This is a genomic window from Methylobacterium sp. J-088 (genome assembly GCF_022829295.1).
Taxonomy (GTDB): domain Bacteria; phylum Pseudomonadota; class Alphaproteobacteria; order Rhizobiales; family Beijerinckiaceae; genus Methylobacterium.
Window position 1 is genome coordinate 69207 of sequence record NZ_JAKSYH010000260.1, and the last position, 17339, is coordinate 86545.

Annotated in this window: 13 protein-coding genes and 2 pseudogenes; 8 read left to right on the plus strand and 7 right to left on the minus strand. The window is 69.7% G+C overall.

Annotation, left to right across the window (positions count from 1 at the left end; genetic code table 11):
• Positions 1-43: 43 nt before the first annotated feature.
• Both MKK63_RS28425 and MKK63_RS28430 read right to left on the minus strand, forming a co-directional pair.
• Positions 44-835 carry a DUF4239 domain-containing protein gene (locus MKK63_RS28425; RefSeq protein ID WP_244007438.1) on the minus strand — a complete coding sequence of 264 codons (792 nt, stop codon included), beginning with the start codon at positions 833-835 and terminating at the stop codon, positions 44-46.
• Positions 836-942: 107 nt separating this feature from the next.
• Positions 943-1677: pseudogene (locus MKK63_RS28430) on the minus strand (class I SAM-dependent methyltransferase); the annotation flags it as partial.
• Between the two features lie 75 nt (positions 1678-1752).
• Here MKK63_RS28430 and trmD point away from each other — a divergent pair.
• The 4 genes and pseudogenes from trmD to MKK63_RS28450 all read left to right on the plus strand — a co-directional run bounded on the left by trmD (position 1753) and on the right by MKK63_RS28450 (position 4527).
• Positions 1753-2493, plus strand: coding sequence for a tRNA (guanosine(37)-N1)-methyltransferase TrmD (trmD, locus tag MKK63_RS28435; RefSeq protein WP_244007440.1), 741 nt, complete (start codon positions 1753-1755; stop codon positions 2491-2493).
• 350 nt (positions 2494-2843) lie between these two features.
• Positions 2844-4013: a phosphoserine transaminase gene (locus MKK63_RS28440; protein WP_244007442.1), complete on the plus strand. Its 1170-nt coding sequence runs from the start codon at positions 2844-2846 to the stop codon at positions 4011-4013.
• Positions 4014-4108: 95 nt separating this feature from the next.
• Positions 4109-4297: pseudogene (locus MKK63_RS28445) on the plus strand (DUF1902 domain-containing protein); the annotation flags it as partial.
• Positions 4298-4332: 35 nt separating this feature from the next.
• A complete protein-coding gene (locus tag MKK63_RS28450) occupies positions 4333-4527 on the plus strand; it encodes a type II toxin-antitoxin system HicA family toxin (RefSeq protein ID WP_244007443.1) in 195 nt (64 codons plus the stop codon).
• 106 nt (positions 4528-4633) lie between these two features.
• On the opposite strand, the gene MKK63_RS28455 is transcribed toward MKK63_RS28450, so the two are convergent.
• The 3 genes from MKK63_RS28455 to tesB form a co-directional block, all read right to left on the minus strand.
• Positions 4634-6133: an ammonium transporter gene (locus tag MKK63_RS28455; RefSeq protein ID WP_243922695.1), complete on the minus strand. Its 1500-nt coding sequence runs from the start codon at positions 6131-6133 to the stop codon at positions 4634-4636.
• 80 nt (positions 6134-6213) lie between these two features.
• Complete coding sequence (locus MKK63_RS28460) at positions 6214-6552, minus strand: P-II family nitrogen regulator (protein ID WP_010683623.1); 339 nt, start codon at positions 6550-6552, stop codon at positions 6214-6216.
• Positions 6553-6850: 298 nt separating this feature from the next.
• On the minus strand, positions 6851-7750 hold the full coding sequence (gene tesB, locus MKK63_RS28465) for an acyl-CoA thioesterase II (RefSeq protein ID WP_244007445.1): 900 nt from the start codon (positions 7748-7750) through the stop codon (positions 6851-6853).
• A 101-nt stretch (positions 7751-7851) separates the two neighbouring features.
• Between tesB and MKK63_RS28470 the strand changes: the two genes are divergently transcribed.
• Positions 7852-9129, plus strand: coding sequence for an FAD-dependent monooxygenase (locus tag MKK63_RS28470; RefSeq protein ID WP_244007447.1), 1278 nt, complete (start codon positions 7852-7854; stop codon positions 9127-9129).
• A 374-nt stretch (positions 9130-9503) separates the two neighbouring features.
• Here the strand turns inward: MKK63_RS28470 and MKK63_RS28475 are convergent, their stop codons facing one another.
• Positions 9504-11033, minus strand: a complete 1530-nt coding sequence (locus MKK63_RS28475) for a glycosyltransferase family 2 protein (protein WP_244007449.1) — start codon at positions 11031-11033, stop codon at positions 9504-9506.
• Positions 11034-11052: 19 nt separating this feature from the next.
• The gene (locus tag MKK63_RS28480) at positions 11053-14181 is read right to left on the minus strand and encodes a rhamnan synthesis F family protein (protein WP_244007451.1); all 3129 of its coding nucleotides are present in this window, start codon (positions 14179-14181) and stop codon (positions 11053-11055) included.
• Positions 14182-14592: 411 nt separating this feature from the next.
• Between MKK63_RS28480 and MKK63_RS28485 the strand changes: the two genes are divergently transcribed.
• From MKK63_RS28485 to MKK63_RS28495, 3 genes are all read left to right on the plus strand, one after another.
• Positions 14593-15141 carry a formaldehyde-activating enzyme gene (locus MKK63_RS28485; RefSeq protein ID WP_243922707.1) on the plus strand — a complete coding sequence of 183 codons (549 nt, stop codon included), beginning with the start codon at positions 14593-14595 and terminating at the stop codon, positions 15139-15141.
• Positions 15142-15316: 175 nt separating this feature from the next.
• Entirely contained in the window at positions 15317-16321 is a 1005-nt protein-coding gene (locus MKK63_RS28490; RefSeq protein ID WP_244007453.1) for an AAA family ATPase, read from the plus strand.
• 103 nt (positions 16322-16424) lie between these two features.
• Positions 16425-17336: a DUF58 domain-containing protein gene (locus tag MKK63_RS28495; protein ID WP_244007455.1), complete on the plus strand. Its 912-nt coding sequence runs from the start codon at positions 16425-16427 to the stop codon at positions 17334-17336.
• Positions 17337-17339: the final 3 nt, after the last annotated feature.

Sequence of the window (17339 nt, forward strand, 5' to 3'; positions counted from 1 at the left end):
GGTGTTCCGTCGAAAAACCGGCAGCCACTCCCGCGGACCCTGCTCAGGGCGCCGGCGCCACCACGGCGGCCCGGGCGATCACCAGCGGCTCTGCGCTCATCGCCAGCGGCCCGTCGAAGGGGCGCTCGTGCAGGGCGATCAGGCCGAGGGTGGTGACCATCGCCAACGAGAAGGTCGTCAGCACCGTCGCCTGGGCGGCCGGGTGCTCCGTGTGGACGAGCCCCAGGGCCACCAGGGTGAGCGCCGCCAGGATCAGCAGGGTAAGCCACTTGGTGCCGTCGCTCGCGGTCTGGCTCAGCGCCAGCCGTTCGCCGCGGTCACCCCGCAGAGCCATGGCGGCGCTGAGAAGGGCAGCATGGGTCGGCGCGCCCGCCTCCGTGGTGATCTTCGGATCGGACACCGTCTCCAAGAGCCGCCGCAACCCGGCCCCGGCTTCCGGGGCGTAGCCGCCCTCGCTCATCCGTGGCCATTCCCGCTCGATCACCGCGTCGAGATAGGCCGCCAGCGCCGACCGGATGTTGCGCATGTCGGAGGCCGAGGCGAGGCTGAGATCGTAGAGCGCCAGGGCGTCGGCGCGCTCGGCCTGGAGGGCGCGGGAGGCCGCGCGCTGACGCTCCCAGGCATCGTTGGCCACGAAGCCGGTCAATAGGGCGAGCAGGGTCGCGAGCGCGGTGAAGTAGGTGGGCACCATGCCGGCACCGAGGCGGCGCATCATCGGACGCGTGCGGCGCAGGTGCGAGAGCCCGTACAGGATCACGCCGAGGACGCCGAACAGCAGGGCCAGCACCGCGAAGATCGCCCAGAGGGGTTGGTCGAGCCAGAGTCCGAGGAGCATGCGGCGGCCTGCATCATGGGCGACGGGGCCGCGATGCTGACAACCTTGGGCTGAGAAAGCGTGAAGGCCTGCGCCGTACGCGTCCCAAGACAGCGATCCCCCGGCAGCCGCCACCGCCGCGTCGCCCCGTCCCGGCAGGGCCGGATCGTCTCCGGTGACGGTCGCTGGTCGGCCGGGGGCGCCGCAAACACCGCGAGGTAGGCGCCATCCTTCAACGGATGGAACCCGGTCTCGCGATACCCAGCGGCGGTGAGTTCGCAGCGCAGGAGCGCCGGAGGAGTGCCGTGGCGGGACGGGATATCGTCGGCGTCGACGATGCCGACGCGACCGCCCGGGCGCATCGCCGCGGCGAGATTGTAGAGCAGGCCGAAGGGCTGGGTGATCTCGTGGTACATGTGCACGAGGATCGCGGCATCCACGGAGGCTGGAGGCAGGCGCGGATCATGCGGCTCGCCCCGCACGACGGTCACGTTGGCGAGGCCCTTCACACGCGTTTCCAGGGCGGCGAGGTAATCCGGCGTGACATCCTCGGCGAGCACCCGGCCGCCCGGGCCGACCAGTGGGCTTAGCCGGACCACGTCGTAGCCGCTGCCCGCCCCGATATCCGCCACCGTCTCACCCGGGGCGAAGCCCATGCCCCGGGCGACCTCGGCGAACTCGCCGGCCTTGTCGCGCGCGGCTTCCGAGGACCAGCGCGGCGCGACGATCTCGGCCACCGGCCGGTCGGGCTTCGGGAAGGCGTCGGCCGGAGCACCCGCAGGCGCCAGCGGCTCGGCCGCGCAGACCGGCCCGGCGAGGACGACGGCCAACACGGCGGGGATGAGGGTCGGGATCCGGATCATGGCCGGTAACAGCCCGCGGGCCGGATTGGTGCCGGTGGCGTTGACCGTGCCGCACCCGGCGCGCGATCAAGCGCCATGACGCACACGGACACGCCCTGGCGGGCCACGATCCTCACCCTATACCCGGAGATGTTCCCAGGCCCGCTGGGCATCTCGCTTTCGGGCGATGCTCTGACCCGCGGCACTTGGAGCCTGGAGGCGCGCAACATCCGCGAGCACGGGCTCGGCCGCCACCGGGCGGTGGACGATACCCCGGCCGGGGGCGGCGCCGGCATGGTGCTGCGCTGCGATGTCCTGGCCGCCGCCATTGACGCCGCGAGCCCGCCCGACGACCCGCGCCCACGCCTGCTGATGTCCCCCCGCGGCCGGCCGCTGACCCAGGCGCGGGTTCGCACCCTCGCGGAAGGCCCTGGCGCGCTGATCGTCTGCGGCCGGTTCGAGGGCGTGGACGAGCGGGTGATCGCCGGACGCGGCCTGGAGGAGGTCTCGATCGGCGATTACGTGCTCTCAGGGGGCGAGATCGCCGCCCTGGTGGTGCTCGACGCCTGCGTGCGGCTCCTGCCCGGCGTGATGGGCAAGGTGCAATCCGGTATCGAGGAAAGCTTCGAGGGCGGACTCCTCGAATACCCGCACTACACGCGGCCTCGGGACTGGGAGGGCCGCGCGATCCCCGACGTGCTCTCCGGCGGCAACCACGCCGCCATCGCCCGCTGGCGGCGGGAACAGGCCGAGCGCCTCACCGCAGAGCGGCGGCCGGACCTCGACGGCGCGGGTCAGGCCGCCTCAAGATCGATCACAGGACCGTCCCGGTCGTAATCCAACGGATCGATCTGCAGCGTCTGCGGCATCGGACGTCGCAGGCGATACGGGAGCGCGATGTGGGCCGTTAAGGCTCCAATAACCACAAGCAGAGCGGACCAGATCGCCACTATCGCGGCGCTGTGCATAGACATCGATGTACCTCAAACGCTACGCGGCACAGCATTAAGCCTAACGGGTCAGGCTTAATCGACTGTTCCGCGCTCCCGGACTGCCTGTCCCGCCCGGGGCCACCCCGTGGGGATCGCAACGCTGGCCGACGCTTGCCAGACGCCGGGTTTCGGCGCATGCGCGAGTTCGGGACCTCCTCCCTGCGAGGAATGCCCCTCTGCCAGGATGGATTCGCGATGACCACCCGCCCCACGCAGCGCCCGCGCGTGCCCCATTTCTCCTCCGGCCCCTGCGCCAAGCGTCCGGGCTGGACCCCGGCCGCCCTGGCCGACGCCGCGCTCGGCCGGTCGCACCGGTCGCCGATTGGCAAGGCCAAGCTCGCCCGGGCGATCGACCTGACGCGCTCCGTCCTTCAGGTGCCCGCCGACTATCGGATCGGCATCGTGCCGGCCTCGGACACCGGCGCCGTCGAGATGGCGATGTGGACGATGCTCGGGCCAAGGCCCGTCGAGGTCGCGGCCTGGGAAGCTTTCGGCAAGGAGTGGGTCACGGACGCGCTGAAGCAGCTCAAGATCGCGCCACGCATCCACCAGACGCCCTACGGCGTGCTGCCCGACCTCGCGGCGATCGATACCCGGCACAGCGACGTCGTCTTCACCTGGAACGGCACCGCGGCCGGCGTGAAGGTGCCGAACGGCGACTGGATCGCCGCCGACCGCGAGGGCCTGACGATCTGCGACGCCACCTCGGCAGCCTTCGCGCAGCCGCTGACCTGGGACAAGCTCGATGTCGTGACCTTCTCCTGGCAGAAGGTGATGGGCGGCGAGGCCGCGCACGGCATGCTGATCCTGTCGCCACGCGCCGTGGCCCGCCTGGAGAGCCACACCCCGTCCTGGCCGCTGCCGAAGGTGTTCCGCCTGACCAAGGACGGAAAGCTGATCGAGGGCATCTTCAAGGGCGACACGATCAATACGCCCTCCATGCTGGCGGTGGAGGATTACCTCGATACGCTCACCTGGGCTGAGGGGATCGGTGGTCTCTCGGCGCTGCACGCGCGGGCGGACGCCAACGCCAAGGCGATCTACGATTGGGTGGCGCGCACCCCCTGGATCGCGCCGCTGGCGGTCGATCCGGCGACCTACTCGAACACGGGCGTCTGCCTCGTGATCGCCGATCCGGACGTGCTCGCCCGGGGCGACGCGGCGGTCTCGGCCATTGCGGCGGGGATCGTCGAGCGGCTGGAGCGGGAGGGCGTCGCCCTCGACATCGGAGCCTACCGCGACGCCCCCGCGGGCCTGCGGATCTGGTGCGGCGCCACGGTGGAGACGTCGGATCTCGAGACGCTGACGCCCTGGCTCGACTGGGCTTTTTCCGAGGAGAAGGCGGCGCTGACGCAGGCGGCGTGAGCGGGGCCGCACCTCTCCTCTGTGGGCGAGGCGATGCAGCCTTGCCCCAATGACGGGATCGCGCGATGTCTCGATACAAGCCTCGGAGTTCCGCGATGAGCCGCCACGCCGTTGTTCGCTGCGCCTGGGATGCGGACGCAGCCGTCTGGTACGTCTCGGACAGCGATGTTCCAGGGCTCGCGACAGAGGCGCCTTCGCTCGAAGCGTTGCGGCGGAAGCTCCCCGGGATGATCCAGGATCTTCTCGAAGACGATCAGAGCGAAGGCATCGAGGTCGATCTCATCGCCTACGCGCATGATCGGCTGCGCGTGGGAGCCGCGTGCCCGACTTCACACCGCCGCTCAAGAAGCTCCTGCAGGCTCAGGGGTATCGCTTCTTTCGCAGTGGCCGGGATGATCACGAGATCTGGCGCCATAACGAGACTGGCCGAAAGGTCGTCGTCGATTCCAGCATCAAATCCCGCCAGACGGCCAACGCCGTGTTGAAGCAGGCCGGTTTGCCCAAATCCTTCTGAGGCGAGCCGACCCCAGCGGCCAAATCGCCAAAGAAAAACCCCGGCCCACGCGGAGCCGGGGTTTTCCATTCCGGAGGCGCGGCCCCGCAAGGCCGCGCCACACGTCTCAGTAGTTGTAGGCGCGCTCGCCGTGATCGGCGATGTCGAGGCCCTCGCGCTCCTCTTCCTGGGTCACCCGCAGGCCGATCGTCAGGTCGACGAGCTTGTAGAGGATCGCCGAGCCGATGCCCGACCACAGCAGGGTCAGGCCGACCGCTTCAGCCTGGATGATGAGCTGGCCCATCATGTCGTAGGCACCGACCGCCAGCTCGCCCGGCTTGGAGGTGTAGTCGGGGATGCCGACGCCGCCGAGGTTCGGGTCGACCAGGATGCCGGTCGCCAGCGCGCCCAGGATGCCGCCGATGCAGTGCACGCCGAACACGTCGAGCGAGTCGTCGTAGCCGAGCGCGTTCTTCACCGTCGAGCACATCACGAAGCAGACCACGCCGGCGACGAGGCCAAGCACGATCGAGCCCATCGGGCCGGCAAAGCCGGAGGCCGGGGTGACGGCCACGAGGCCGGCGATCGCGCCCGAGAGCATGCCCAGCAGAGACGGCTTGCCTTTGAGTGCCCACTCGGCGAACAGCCACGCCACGGCGGCGCCGCAGGTCGCCACGAAGGTGTTCAGCATGGCCAGCGCCGCCGTGCCGTTGGACTCGAGGTTCGAGCCGGCGTTGAAGCCGAACCAGCCGACCCACAGCAGCGAGGCGCCGATCATGGTCATGGTCAGCGAGTGCGGGGCGAGCAGATCGCGGCCGTAGCCGATGCGCTTACCCATGATCAGGCAGCCGACGAAGCCCGCGATGCCGGCGTTGATGTGCACCACGGTGCCGCCGGCGAAGTCGAGGGCGCCCTTCTGGAACAGGAAGCCGGCATCCTTGTTGACCGCGTCTAGCGCCGCCTGAGCGGTGGCCTTCGACGCGTCGTCCGTTGCGGCAGCGAGCGCCTTCGCGGCGTTGCCGACCGCATCCGGGCCGCCCCAGTACCAGACCATGTGGGCCATCGGGAAGTAGATGAGCGTGACCCAGAGGATCGTGAACACCACCAGGGCGGAGAACTTCATCCGCTCCGCGAAGGCGCCAACGATCAGCGCGGGGGTGATCATCGCGAAGGTCATCTGGAAGCACAGATAGACGTATTCGGGGATCACGACGCCGTTGGAGAAGGTCGCCACGGTGGAGTTGGCGTCGATCCCCTTGAGGAAGGCCTTCGAGAAGCCGCCAACGAAGTCGTTGATACCGCCGCCGTTGGTGAAGGCGAGGCTGTAGCCATAGAACACCCACAGCAGGCCGACGATCGACACGATCGCGAAGACCTGGGTCAGCACCGAGAGCATGTTCTTGGTGCGCACCAGGCCGCCGTAGAACAGTGCGAGGCCCGGCACCGCCATCATCAGCACGAGGGCCGAGGATATCAACATCCAGGCGGTGTCGCCCTTGTTGGGGATCGGGGACGGCGGCGGCGAGGCGGCTTCCGGCGTCGGCGTCTGTGCAAGCGACGGCTCGATCAGGATGGCGGCGATGGCCGCCCCTCCCAAACCGAGCATGAGGGCGTGACGAAGTTTCATGGGCACGTGGCTCCCGGTCTCAAATTCGTATCGTTTCAGAAAGTCTGGACTCTGCGGGCCCGGGCGCGCCGGGCCACGGATCAGAGCGCGTCGGCGTCGGTCTCGCCGGTCCGGATGCGCACGGCCTTTTCGAGCGGCATCACGAAGATCTTGCCATCACCGATCTGGCCGGTGCGGGCCGCCCCCGCGATGGCGTCGATGACGCTCGACGTCAGGTCCGAGGCGACGGCGACCTCGATCTTCAGCTTGGGCAGGAAGCTCACCGCGTATTCCGCGCCGCGGTAGATCTCGGTGTGGCCCTTCTGCCGGCCATACCCCTTCACCTCCGTCACCGTCAGGCCGTGCACGCCGATTCCGGTGAGCGCGTCGCGCACCTCCTCCAGCTTGAACGGCTTGATGATGGCCATCACGATCTTCATGGGCGACGCCCCCTTGGAAATGCCTGGGAACCGTTGCCGTCACCCAATCCGCAGGCGACCCGGCGGGGTCGCCCGCGGGCTCGGGATGGCCCGCGGTCGAACGCCGCTATTCAAGGACTGTGCCAGATAAGCTTAACCGGGAACCTTTTCCACGACCTGTCATCTGCCCACGGATTGATCGACCACGACCATGCGACGTGCACTTACTGGGACGGACGTGCCTCCAATTGCGGCAATCTGCTCAACAAGCAGCATTTCCGTGAGTGACAAATCCGCAACGCACGCGCGGGAACGCGTTTTAATCCCGCTTCAGCCGGATAAGTCCTTCTTGCGCCACGGAGGCAACGAGGTTGCCGACGCGGTCGAAGATCTGCCCGCGGGCGAAACCGCGGGCGCCGCCGGCGACAGGGCTGTCTTGGGCGTAGAGCAGCCAGTCATCGATCTTCACGGGACGGTGAAACCAGAGCGCGTGATCGAGGCTCGCGGCCTGGATGGCCGGATCGAACACCGAGCGCTCGTGCGGGATCAGCGAGACGTCGAGCAGGGTCATGTCGGAGGCGTAGGCCAGCACCGCCCGGTGGAGAGCCGGATCGTCCGGCAGGGTCGCGGCAGCCCGCAGCCAGACATTGAAGACCGGCTCGGGTGGCCGGCCGCCCTTCTCGGCGGCAATGTAGCGGTTCAGGTCGACCGGACGCAGGGCGATCGGCCGCTCGCGGCCGAAGTACGCGGCAATGGCTTCCGGCATGCCGCTGCAGCCGGCTGCCGCCAGCGCCTTGCCGTCGAGAAGCCCGTCCGGACCGGCCACGTCCGGCATCGCCGGATGGTGAACGAGGCCCTCTTCCGCGACCTGATACGAGACCGTCGTGGCGAAGATCGCCCGCCCGTGCTGGATCGCCTTGACCCGTCGGGTGGTGAAGCTGCGCCCGTCCCGGATCCGCTCGACCTCGTACACGATGGGCGTGCGGGGATCGCCCGGCAGCATGAAGTAGGCGTGCAGGGAATGGACCGGACGATCGTCCGGAACGGTGCGGGTGGCGGCGACCAGCGCCTGGGCCACCACCTGTCCGCCGAAGACCCGCCGCCAGCCGGTCTTCGGGTTCTGCCCGCGGAACAGGTCGACCTCCAGGCGTTCGAGGTCGAGGATGGCGATCAGTTCGGCGACGGCGTCGGTCATCGCGTCGGTATTGGCGTCCGTCATGGCGCGCGGGGTTTCCGTTCGTTGCCCGCGTGCGACATAGGCCTATCGAACCGACCAAGCCAACGTCTCCCGCGCGGGAGTCACACCGGAGATCCGCCACGATGACGGCCGAGACGCCCCGCCCCGGTAGCCGCCGCCTCCTGATCGCCGGGGGCGGCCTGCCCAGCCTCGCCCTGGCGCTCGCGCTCAAGCAGGCCCATGGAGCCGCACTCGCCGTGACGGTGATCGATCCCTCCGGCGCCGACCCGGCGCGCCATCGCGGCCGGGCCTACGCGGTGGCGGCAGGGGCGCGCCGGATGCTGAACCGCCTCGGTGTCTGGAACCGGCTCTCGGAGGCGGCCGAGCCCATCACCGCAATGGTGATCAGCGACAGCCGCCTCGCCGATCCGGTGCGCCCGGTCTTCCTGACCTTCGGCTGCGCGTTCGACCAGGAGGCGGAGGACGATCGGGTCGACGGCGAGCCCTTCGCCCACATGGTGGAGGCCGAGCCCCTGGCCGAGGCTTTGGGGCAGGCCTGCCGGGAGGCCGGCGTCGCCTTCGTCTTGGCCGGCGTGATGCGCGCGACGCCCGAGGGCCCGGCGATCCGTGCGGAGCTGACCATGGGCGTGCAGCTGCGCGGCGATCTCCTGGTCGCCGCCGACGGCGCACGCTCGCGCCTGCGAGAGGCGGCCCGGATCGGCTGGGTCGGCTGGTCCTATCCGCAGGTCGGCATCGTGGCGACCATCGGCCACGCCCAACCACACGGGGGGCGAGCCATCGAGCATTTCCTGCCCGCGGGCCCGTTCGCGATCCTGCCGTTGCGGGACGGCGGAGCCCTGGGCCATCGCTCCTCGATCGTCTGGACCGAGCGCGCCGACGCGGCCGACGCCCTGCTGTCCGGTGAGCCCGACGAGGTGCTGGCCGAGATCGAGCGCCGCTTCACCCTCGATCTCGGGACGCTCGCCCTGGAGCATGGGCCGAGCCGGCACCCCCTGGCCTTCGGCCTCGCCCGGAGTTTTTACGCGCCGCGCCTCGCCCTGCTGGGCGATGCCGCCCACGTGATCCACCCGATCGCCGGCCAGGGACTCAACCTCGGCTTGGCGGATGCCGCCTCCCTCGCCGAGGCGGTGACCGGTGCGCTGCGCCTCGGCCTCGATCCCGGCGGCCCCGATGTCCTGCGCGATTACGAGCGCGCCCGGCGTTTCGACAGCTTCGCCATGGCGGCGGCGACCGACGGGCTGAACCGCCTGTTCTCGAACGATGCGCTGCCGCTGCGGCTCGCCCGGGATCTCGGCCTCGGGCTCGTGGACCGGCTGCCGGGGCTCAAGCGCTTCTTCATCGGCGAGGCTGCCGCCGCGCGTGGATCGCGGCCCCGGCTGATGCGCGGGGAGGCCCTGTAGTGGGCGCCCTGTTTCTCAGCCGACGACCAGCGTGCGGGCCCGGCGCATCCAGCGCAGCGACGCCTCGACCAGCGCCGGAACGCGAGGCGCAGTGCCCGTTGAATCGGCGACAGCACCGTCGTCTACTCCACGGGTCATGAGAGTGGCTTTATAAGGAGTTTTACCCGCGGATCCGGCCCATTTGCTGGTCTTGCTTCATCGAATCTGGCGTCGATCTGACTTCCACCCGATCGAAATTATCCGGCGCGCGAGGACGACGCTGGCGGCGGAGCGCGACCGGCGTCCTCTCCCGTGCCAGCGACGATATTCAAACATCGGGGTTTGAAAAACCGCGACACTTCCCTCGCCCCGCTTGCGGGGAAGCGGAACCGCAATCAGCCCTCCCGCCGCCGCTCCGTGATCCAGCGTGTCGCGTCGGCCCGGGGGGCGACCACGTCGGTATCGGTGCGCAGTTGCGGCGAGTAGGTGGGATCCTCCGCCAGTACGTCGTGCCAGCGGCGCAGGAAGCGCGCGGTCTGCGAGCCCGGGGCGAAGCTGGTCTGGCGCGACGCGCTCTCGTGGTGTGCCATCTCGGCGAACGGCGTGTAGACGATGCGGTAGCCGAGCTGGCGCATCTTCAGGCACAGATCGACGTCGTTGAAGTCGAGGGCGAAATCCTCGTCGAAACCATTCACGGCGTCGAGCACGGCCTTGCGGGTCGCGAAGAGGGCGCCGGTCACCGCCGAGCAGTCGCGCTGGGTCAACGCCCAGTCACCATAGGTGGGCTCCGCAGCATCCCGGTTGTACCAGGGATGGGCGAACACGTCGAAGATGCCGCCGGTCATGCCGGCATGCTGGATCTTGCTATTCGGAAACAAAAGCCGGCCGCCGACGCCGCCGACACCCCGGTCGAGCGCGAAGGTCAGCAGCGCCTCGATCCAGCCGGGCCGGCGCACCACGAGGTCGTCGTTCATCAAGATGACGATGTCGGTTTCGGCGGCCCGCCAGAGAGTGTTCATCTTGGCGGCATAGTTGAACCGCTCTCCCGGTGCCCGGGTCGTCAGCATGCGGGTCAGGGCGAAGCGGTCGGAGCGGCCGCGATAGATCGCATCGTCGGCCACGTCGTCGCCGATCAGCACCCGGATTCGGTCGGCCGGATAGGTGCTGCGGCCGAGGCTGTCGAGCAGGTTGATCACGTGCGGCTTGGCGCCCTCCACGGGGCGGCCCTGATCGTCCTTCGGGCGGCTCTGGTTGGTCGGAACCACGAGGGTGACGGACGGGCGCGGATCGAGCGTCCGGCGGATCTCCAGCGTGTCCGGCGTCAGCCCGGGACTCGTGCGCAGCGGGACGCCCGTCATCTCGAACCAGCGGTCGAGGGCGTGAGCGCGGGCCGTGCGCGTCGCCTTCGGGCGCTCCAGCGGCGAGGCGATCAGGGTCTCGGGGATCCGATCGATCCCGATGCCGGCGGAGATCGCCCCGAGCAGGTACCGGAACCACGCGGCACTCGGGTAGCGCTGACGGAAATCCGGGACCAGGCCCGCGAAGGCCGCAATACGGATCAGCAGCGGAGAGCCGATGTAATCGTCGGCCATCAGCAGAGCCGGGTTGAAGGCCGGCTTGCAATGGACGCTGCGGACTTGTCCGGTGCCGTCCACCACGGCGTCGTCACCGTAGAAGATGCCGATATCGGGCCGCTCGGCCAGGGTACGCGTGAGCTGCGCGACGAGGTCCGGGCGCAGCTCCGAGGCCGCCGGGGCGACGAACACGGCCCGGCAGGACGGCAGCTGCCGGGCGGCGATCTGGCCGAGCCGGCGCTCGTCGAGGGGGCGGAACTGCGCGTCGAGGGGCAGCGGCAGGATCGCGTCCGGCCACGCGAGCGCCCCCCAGGAGGCCGACGGGGCCGGGACCGGCTTCTTCTTCAACACAGGTCGCGTCTCCGGGGAATCAGGACCGTTCGGCGCGGAGGCGAGACAGGCTCGCCTCCATGGCGGCCGCCACCGCGGCGGTGGACAGCCGCTCGCGGATGCGTGCCCGGGCAGCGGCACCGATCCGAGCCGCGTCTCCGCCCGTCACTGCCCGGGCCGCATCGGTCAGGGCACGGGCGAGGTCGGCCTCGTCCACCTGTCCCCACTCGGCACCGCGCAGGTAGGGGCCGTAGGTCTGGTCCAGGGCGGTGACCTCGGCCTTCACGGGGAAGCCGCAGGTGGCGTCGAGGAAGTCGCGGCAGCCGCCGTAATCGGTGGCGACCACGACCTTGCCCATCTCCATCGCCTCGGCGATCGTCAGGCCGAAGCCCTCCGAGGAATGCGACGAGGCGTAGACCGCGCAGAGGTCGAACAGGGCGCCGAGCTCGTTCTGCGAGAGCGGCTGGTCGATCACCACGACATCGCCCGAGGTGCCGACGAGGTCGAGCAGCTTCTTGCCCTCCTCGGGCAGGTCGAAGACGTGCTTGGTCTTGAGCACGAGCTGCCAGCCGGCCTGCCCGAGACCGGCCGCCCGGAACGCCCGGATCAGCGCGTGCGGATTCTTACGGGCGAGGTAGCTCGACCCGTCGAAGGCATAGAGGACCACCCGCTTGGACGGGTCGATCGCGAAAGCCTTGCGCAGATTCGCCTTCGCGGCGGCGCTCGCCGGCTCGCCGGCCTCGTTCTCGACCACGTAGGGCACGACATCGACCGGAATGTCGGTGATCTGCCGGAAGATCGCCGCGCAGAACTCGGTGGGCGCCCAGATCGCGTCGAGCCCGTCGACGGTCGGCAACCAGCCGCCCGGCACGTGGGAGGTCTCCCAGACGAACAGCCCGATCTTCAAATGCGCCTGCGCGGCTGTCGCCTGCTGTGCGTCGCTCATGAGCGAGTGCCAGCTGTCGCCGTTGAAATGCACCAGAGCGACATCCGACGGTCCCGAGAAGGTCCGGGCCTGCCAAGCCGGCGCCACCCGGGCGTGGACGTGGAACGGCCGCGCCATCGGATGGATGTTCAGAGCGAACGGCGCGCGGTGAAGCGCGCGGGCGTAGCTGCGGGCCGCGACACCGAGGCCGTTGGCGTAGTTCATCGGCGAGATGAACGACACGCGCAGCGGCCGCTCCGGCGCCTCGGGTTCGCGCAGGTCCGCCCAGATCCTGGCGCCGGGATACGTGTAGGTTACGTCGAGCCGGTCGAGGTCGAAGCCGCGTTCCGCAATCGCCTCCCGCACCGCCGTTCCGCCGATCGCGGCATGCTCGCCCAGAAGCGAGCGCTTCACGAACGGGAAGCCCTGGCTGAGCATGTTCTCCCAGTCGAACAGGGTGCGGTTGTTGCGCGGATCGTTGACCAGCGACATGTGCTTGTTCTGCGCCGAGAACAGGCTGCGCATCCCGAGCCCCGCGGCCCGCATCCGCTGCGAGAAGGTCAATTCGTACTCGGTGATCACCGAGTTCTTGTCCGGCCAGTTCGCCACCGACAGGAGGAAGTGGTTGAACGCGTACGACGACAGGCAGCGCCGCTTCAGGGCCAGGAAGAAGCTCTGCAGGTGGTGACTATAGTAGAAGTTGTCGGCGAGCCCGATTACCGCCTCCGGGAACGCATCGATCTTCGTGAGCAGCGCGGCGAAATCGTTCCCGTCGAGGGGACCGACGAGGCTGTCGTTGGCCAGATACAGCGTCTCCGAGTCGAGGAGATCGACGTCCTCCAGCAGGACATGCGCCCAGGCGGCGAAATCGAAGCCCTTGTTCTCGCGCAGATAGACCGAAGTGCAGAGATCCAGGATCGCCTGCGGCACGGCGTTCTTCCGCTGGTCGGCGGCGATGATCAGGACGATATCGGCCCCGTTCTCCGCGAAGGCCTTCAAGTAGGGCTCGACGTGGCCGCGGATCCGGCCCTCCGGGCAATGGGTGATGAACAGGGCCGTGCGGCTGTGCCGGCGCGGCTCCCGCTTGAGGCAGGACAAGCGGGCGTCGGACGCCTCCGGCACCGCGCTTCCGGGAACGCGGCGGGTGAGCCGCCCCGCCTCCAGGCCGGTCAGCACGTAATCGACGAGCGGGTTGAGCCCGAGGGCCGCGACCTTCGGGTAGCGGGCGAGATACCATGGCGCGTCGAAGCGCGGCGACGGGCTGGTGCTGCGTCCCCCGTCCGCGAGGAAGTGCACCAGCGGGTTCTGCGCGACATCGTCGTCGGCGAGGTAGGTCTCGGCGTACCAGCGCGTGTCGAACCAGGGGCCGGGATCCAGCCCCTCGGCGGCACCATGCTCCAAGAAATGGACCAGGGGATTGAGAGCGTCGGCCCGCACGGCGGCGGATTGGGCCGCGTACCAATCGGGGTCGAACAGCGGATGGGGCGCATAGCGGCGATAGCCGCCCGCCATGACGTAGTGCTCCAGGGGCTCGAGCCCGCTGGTCTCGGCCTCGGGGCAGCGCGCGCGGTAGAATTCCGCGTCGAAGATCCCGGAGCGGCGGATCAGGTCCACGTGCCGCGACAACCCGGCGAACTCCTCCGGATTGCGCAGGTAGCCCTGTTTCCGGCCCGCCTCGTAATAGTGAGCGAGGGCGTTGCCGCCGGCAGCCCGGGCATCCGGGTAGCGGGACAGGTACCAAGCCGTGTCGAACAGCGGCGATGGGTCGGTGCCCGGGTTGGCCAGGAAGTGCAGGAAGGCTTGGCCGCGATGCTCTGCGCCGCCGAGATAGCGTTCGGCGTACCAGTCCGGATCGAACAGCGGGTTGGGGCGGATCCCCGCCTCGGCACCGCGGTCACGGTAGTGGAGTACCGGGTTGATGCCCTCGGCCCGGAGCCCCGGCACGGAATCGAGGTAGAGGTCGCCGTGGAACAGCGGGTGCGGCCAGCGACCCTCGCGGCCGCCATGGACCGCGTAATGCACCGCCGGATCGATCCCCTCCCCGACCACGTCTGGATAGCGCCGGGCGTACCAAGTGGGATCGAACAAGCCGGATGCCTTGACCGCCTGGATCAGGTCCGCCTGCCGGGGTTCGCCGCGGCGGCGCTTGAGCCGGCGGGTCAGCGGACGCGCGAGGGACTGCGCCGCCCCGGCGAGGCCGGCCTTTTCCGGTAATCCGGCGGCGAACACATTGCGAAGGCGCATGGTGGGGTCCGGATACGCGAGAAGCCCGAACAGCTGCCCACGTCGCGATCCGCGAGAGACATCAGGGGGGTTCGGCCGGTCCGGCGATCGCGGGCGGGACCGCCCCGGCCTGGGCGCCTTCCTAAAGGTCCGGGTCGCCGACGCCAAGACCCGGCCGCCAAGACCCGGCCGCGGGACTGGTGACGTCGCAGCGCCCGGGGCTCAGGGGGCGGCCCCCGGAAATTCCCGCGCGTCCCTATCCCGCGGTCGCCCGCTTCGTGTACGAGCCGCGTTCACGGCAGGCGTCGGCGGCACGCGCGGCCCCGCCGGTCGATCCGCGACCGGAGCGACCGCGGAAGCCCGGGGTCGCTCCGCGGAAAGGCGTGACGCTGCCCCGTCCGGCGCAGACCGCACACGATGGAGCCTACCGCAATGAGTGAACGCATCATCCTCCGCGCCGGCGAAGCCCTGGTGGCGGGCGGTCCGCCGAACACCGCCGCCGAGCCCGAGGTCATCATCGGCGAACTCGATGGACCGGTCGGCACCGCCCTGGCGACCCTGACGGGCGATCAGGTCGTGGGCCACAGCCGCGTCTTCGCGCTGCTCAACACCGACATCATGGTCCGCCCGGTGACGCTCTGCGTCTCCAAGGTGAGCGTGACCGAGAGCAAGTACACGTCGATCCTGATGGGCACGGTGCAGTTCGCCATCGCCAACGGCGTGCTCGACGCGGTGCGGGCCGGGTACATCCCGAAGGAGAAGGCCAACGACCTGGGCATCATCTGCTCGGTGTGGCTGAGCCCGGGCGTGATCCAGGCCGAGACGGTCGACCACAAGGCGCTGTTCGAGATCCAGCGCAAGGGCATGACCGAGGCGATCCGCAAGGCGATGACCAACGAGCCCTCGATCGACTGGCTCCTCGAGAACCAGGACAAGATCGTGCACAAATACTACACGATGGGCCTCCAGGGTAAGATCTGACCCTGCCGCAGCGGCCCGCCGGAACACGTTTCCGCGGGCCGGACCGGGGCTCGCTTCGGCGCCCCGAATCGGCGTGCGGCGATCCCGACCTTGCCAGCCCGGTATCATCAGCCCCACACTTACGGGATTGACCGGCGGGCCTTTCCGAAGGCCCGGGCAGGAGATGGATAGCGGCATGACGCAGGGGATCAGCCCGGCCACCACCCTCGACGACGGCATTGTGGCGACGGCGGAGAGCTGCCTCGCCGATGTCGGCGCGGCGCGGGACGCGATCCACGGGGTGATCTTCGGGCAGGAGAAGGTGGTCGATCTCGCCCTCGTGACCATCCTGGCGGGTGGGCACGGCCTGCTCGTCGGCCTGCCGGGCTTGGCCAAGACCAAGCTGGTGGAGACGCTCGGCACTGTGCTCGGCCTCGACGCGCGGCGCGTGCAGTTCACCCCGGACCTGATGCCCTCCGACATCCTCGGGACCGAGATCCTGGAGGAGGATGCCGAGCGCCGCCGTGCCTTCCGGTTCGTGCAGGGGCCGGTCTTCACCCAGCTGCTGATGGCCGACGAGATCAACCGCGCGAGCCCGCGCACACAGTCGGCCCTGCTTCAGGCGATGCAGGAGGGCCACGTCTCGGTAGCCGGCGCCCGCCACGACCTGCCCCGTCCGTTCCACGTGCTCGCCACCCAGAACCCGATCGAACAGGAGGGCACCTACCCGCTGCCCGAGGCGCAGCTCGACCGGTTCCTGCTGGAGATCGACGTCGGATACCCCGACCGCGCCGCCGAACGTCGGATCCTGATCGAGACCACCGGCGTCGATGAAGTGCGGCCGCGGGTCGTGATGTCCACCGAGCAGCTGCTGACCGCCCAGCGCCTCGTGCGCCGGTTGCCGGTGGGTGAGGCCGTGGTGGAGGCGATCCTCGACCTCGTGCGCGCCGCCCGGCCGGACAGCGGCAACGCGATCGTAAAGGACAAGCTCCTCTGGGGTCCAGGCCCCCGCGCCAGCCAGGCGCTGACGCTCGCCGCCCGCGCCAGGGCGCTGATCGAAGGCCGGGTCGCCCCCTCGGTGGCCGATGTGAAGGCCCTGGCCGAGCCCGTGCTGAAGCACCGGATGGCGCTGAGCTACGCTGCCCGCGCAGACGGCGAAACCATCGAGGGCCTGATCGCCAAGCTCGCGGAGAAGATCTGATCCGGAAGCATTTTCGAGTTGGGTGGATGCCGGCTAACATGAAGAAAATGCGTACCTTCGAGCCATCGTCTGCGCTGAGCTGCGCCGAAGGGCTGCGCTGACGATGGTCGCGACAAACGCCCTCGACGCGGGCAGGCGCACCCCCGGCCGGCGCGAGAGCGAGGGCGCGACCGCCCTGTCGGACAAGATGCCCCGGCTCGTCCTGGAGGCACGTCGGGTGTCGAGCCTGCTGGCCCACGGCCTCCACGGCCGCCGCCGCGCTGGTCCGGGCGAGAGTTTCTGGCAGTTCCGTCCCTTCGTCACGGGCGAGGCAGCCGCGCGGGTCGATTGGCGCCGCTCGGCCCGGGACGACCGGCTCTACGTGCGCGAGCGCGAATGGGAGGCGGCCCACAACATCTGGCTGTGGATCGACCGCTCGGCCTCCATGGGCTTCGTTTCGGATCTGGCCTCGGCGCCCAAGGTCGAGCGCGCGCTCATCCTCGGGCTGGCGCTCGCCGACGCCTTCGTGGAGGGCGGCGAGCGGGTCGGTCTGCTCGGGCTGACCCGGGCCAGCGCGTCGCGAGGCATCGTCGAGCGCCTGGCCCAGGCCCTCGTGGCTGACGCAGCTGGCCTCACACAGGACCTGCCGCCCCGGGCCACCCCCGCCCGATTCGACGAGGTGGTGCTGATCGGCGATTTCCTGACCGAACCGGGCCGGATCGCCGACGCCGTTCAGAACCTCGCCGGTCGTGGTAGCCGTGGCCATCTCCTGATGGTGGTGGACCCGATCGAGGAGACCTTCCCGTTCACCGGTCAGGCCGTGCTGCACGATCTCGAAGGCAGCCTCAGCCTCGATATCGGCGATGCCGATGCCTGGGGGGCGCGCTACCGCGCCCGGATCGCCGAGCACCGGGCCGCGTTGGCGGCCATCGCCCGCGGCCAGGGCTGGACGCTGACGATCCACCGCACGGACCGGCCGGCGAGCGAGGCGGCCCTGCGCCTCGCCACGCTGATCGCCGCCCGCGGCACGGAGTGAGGC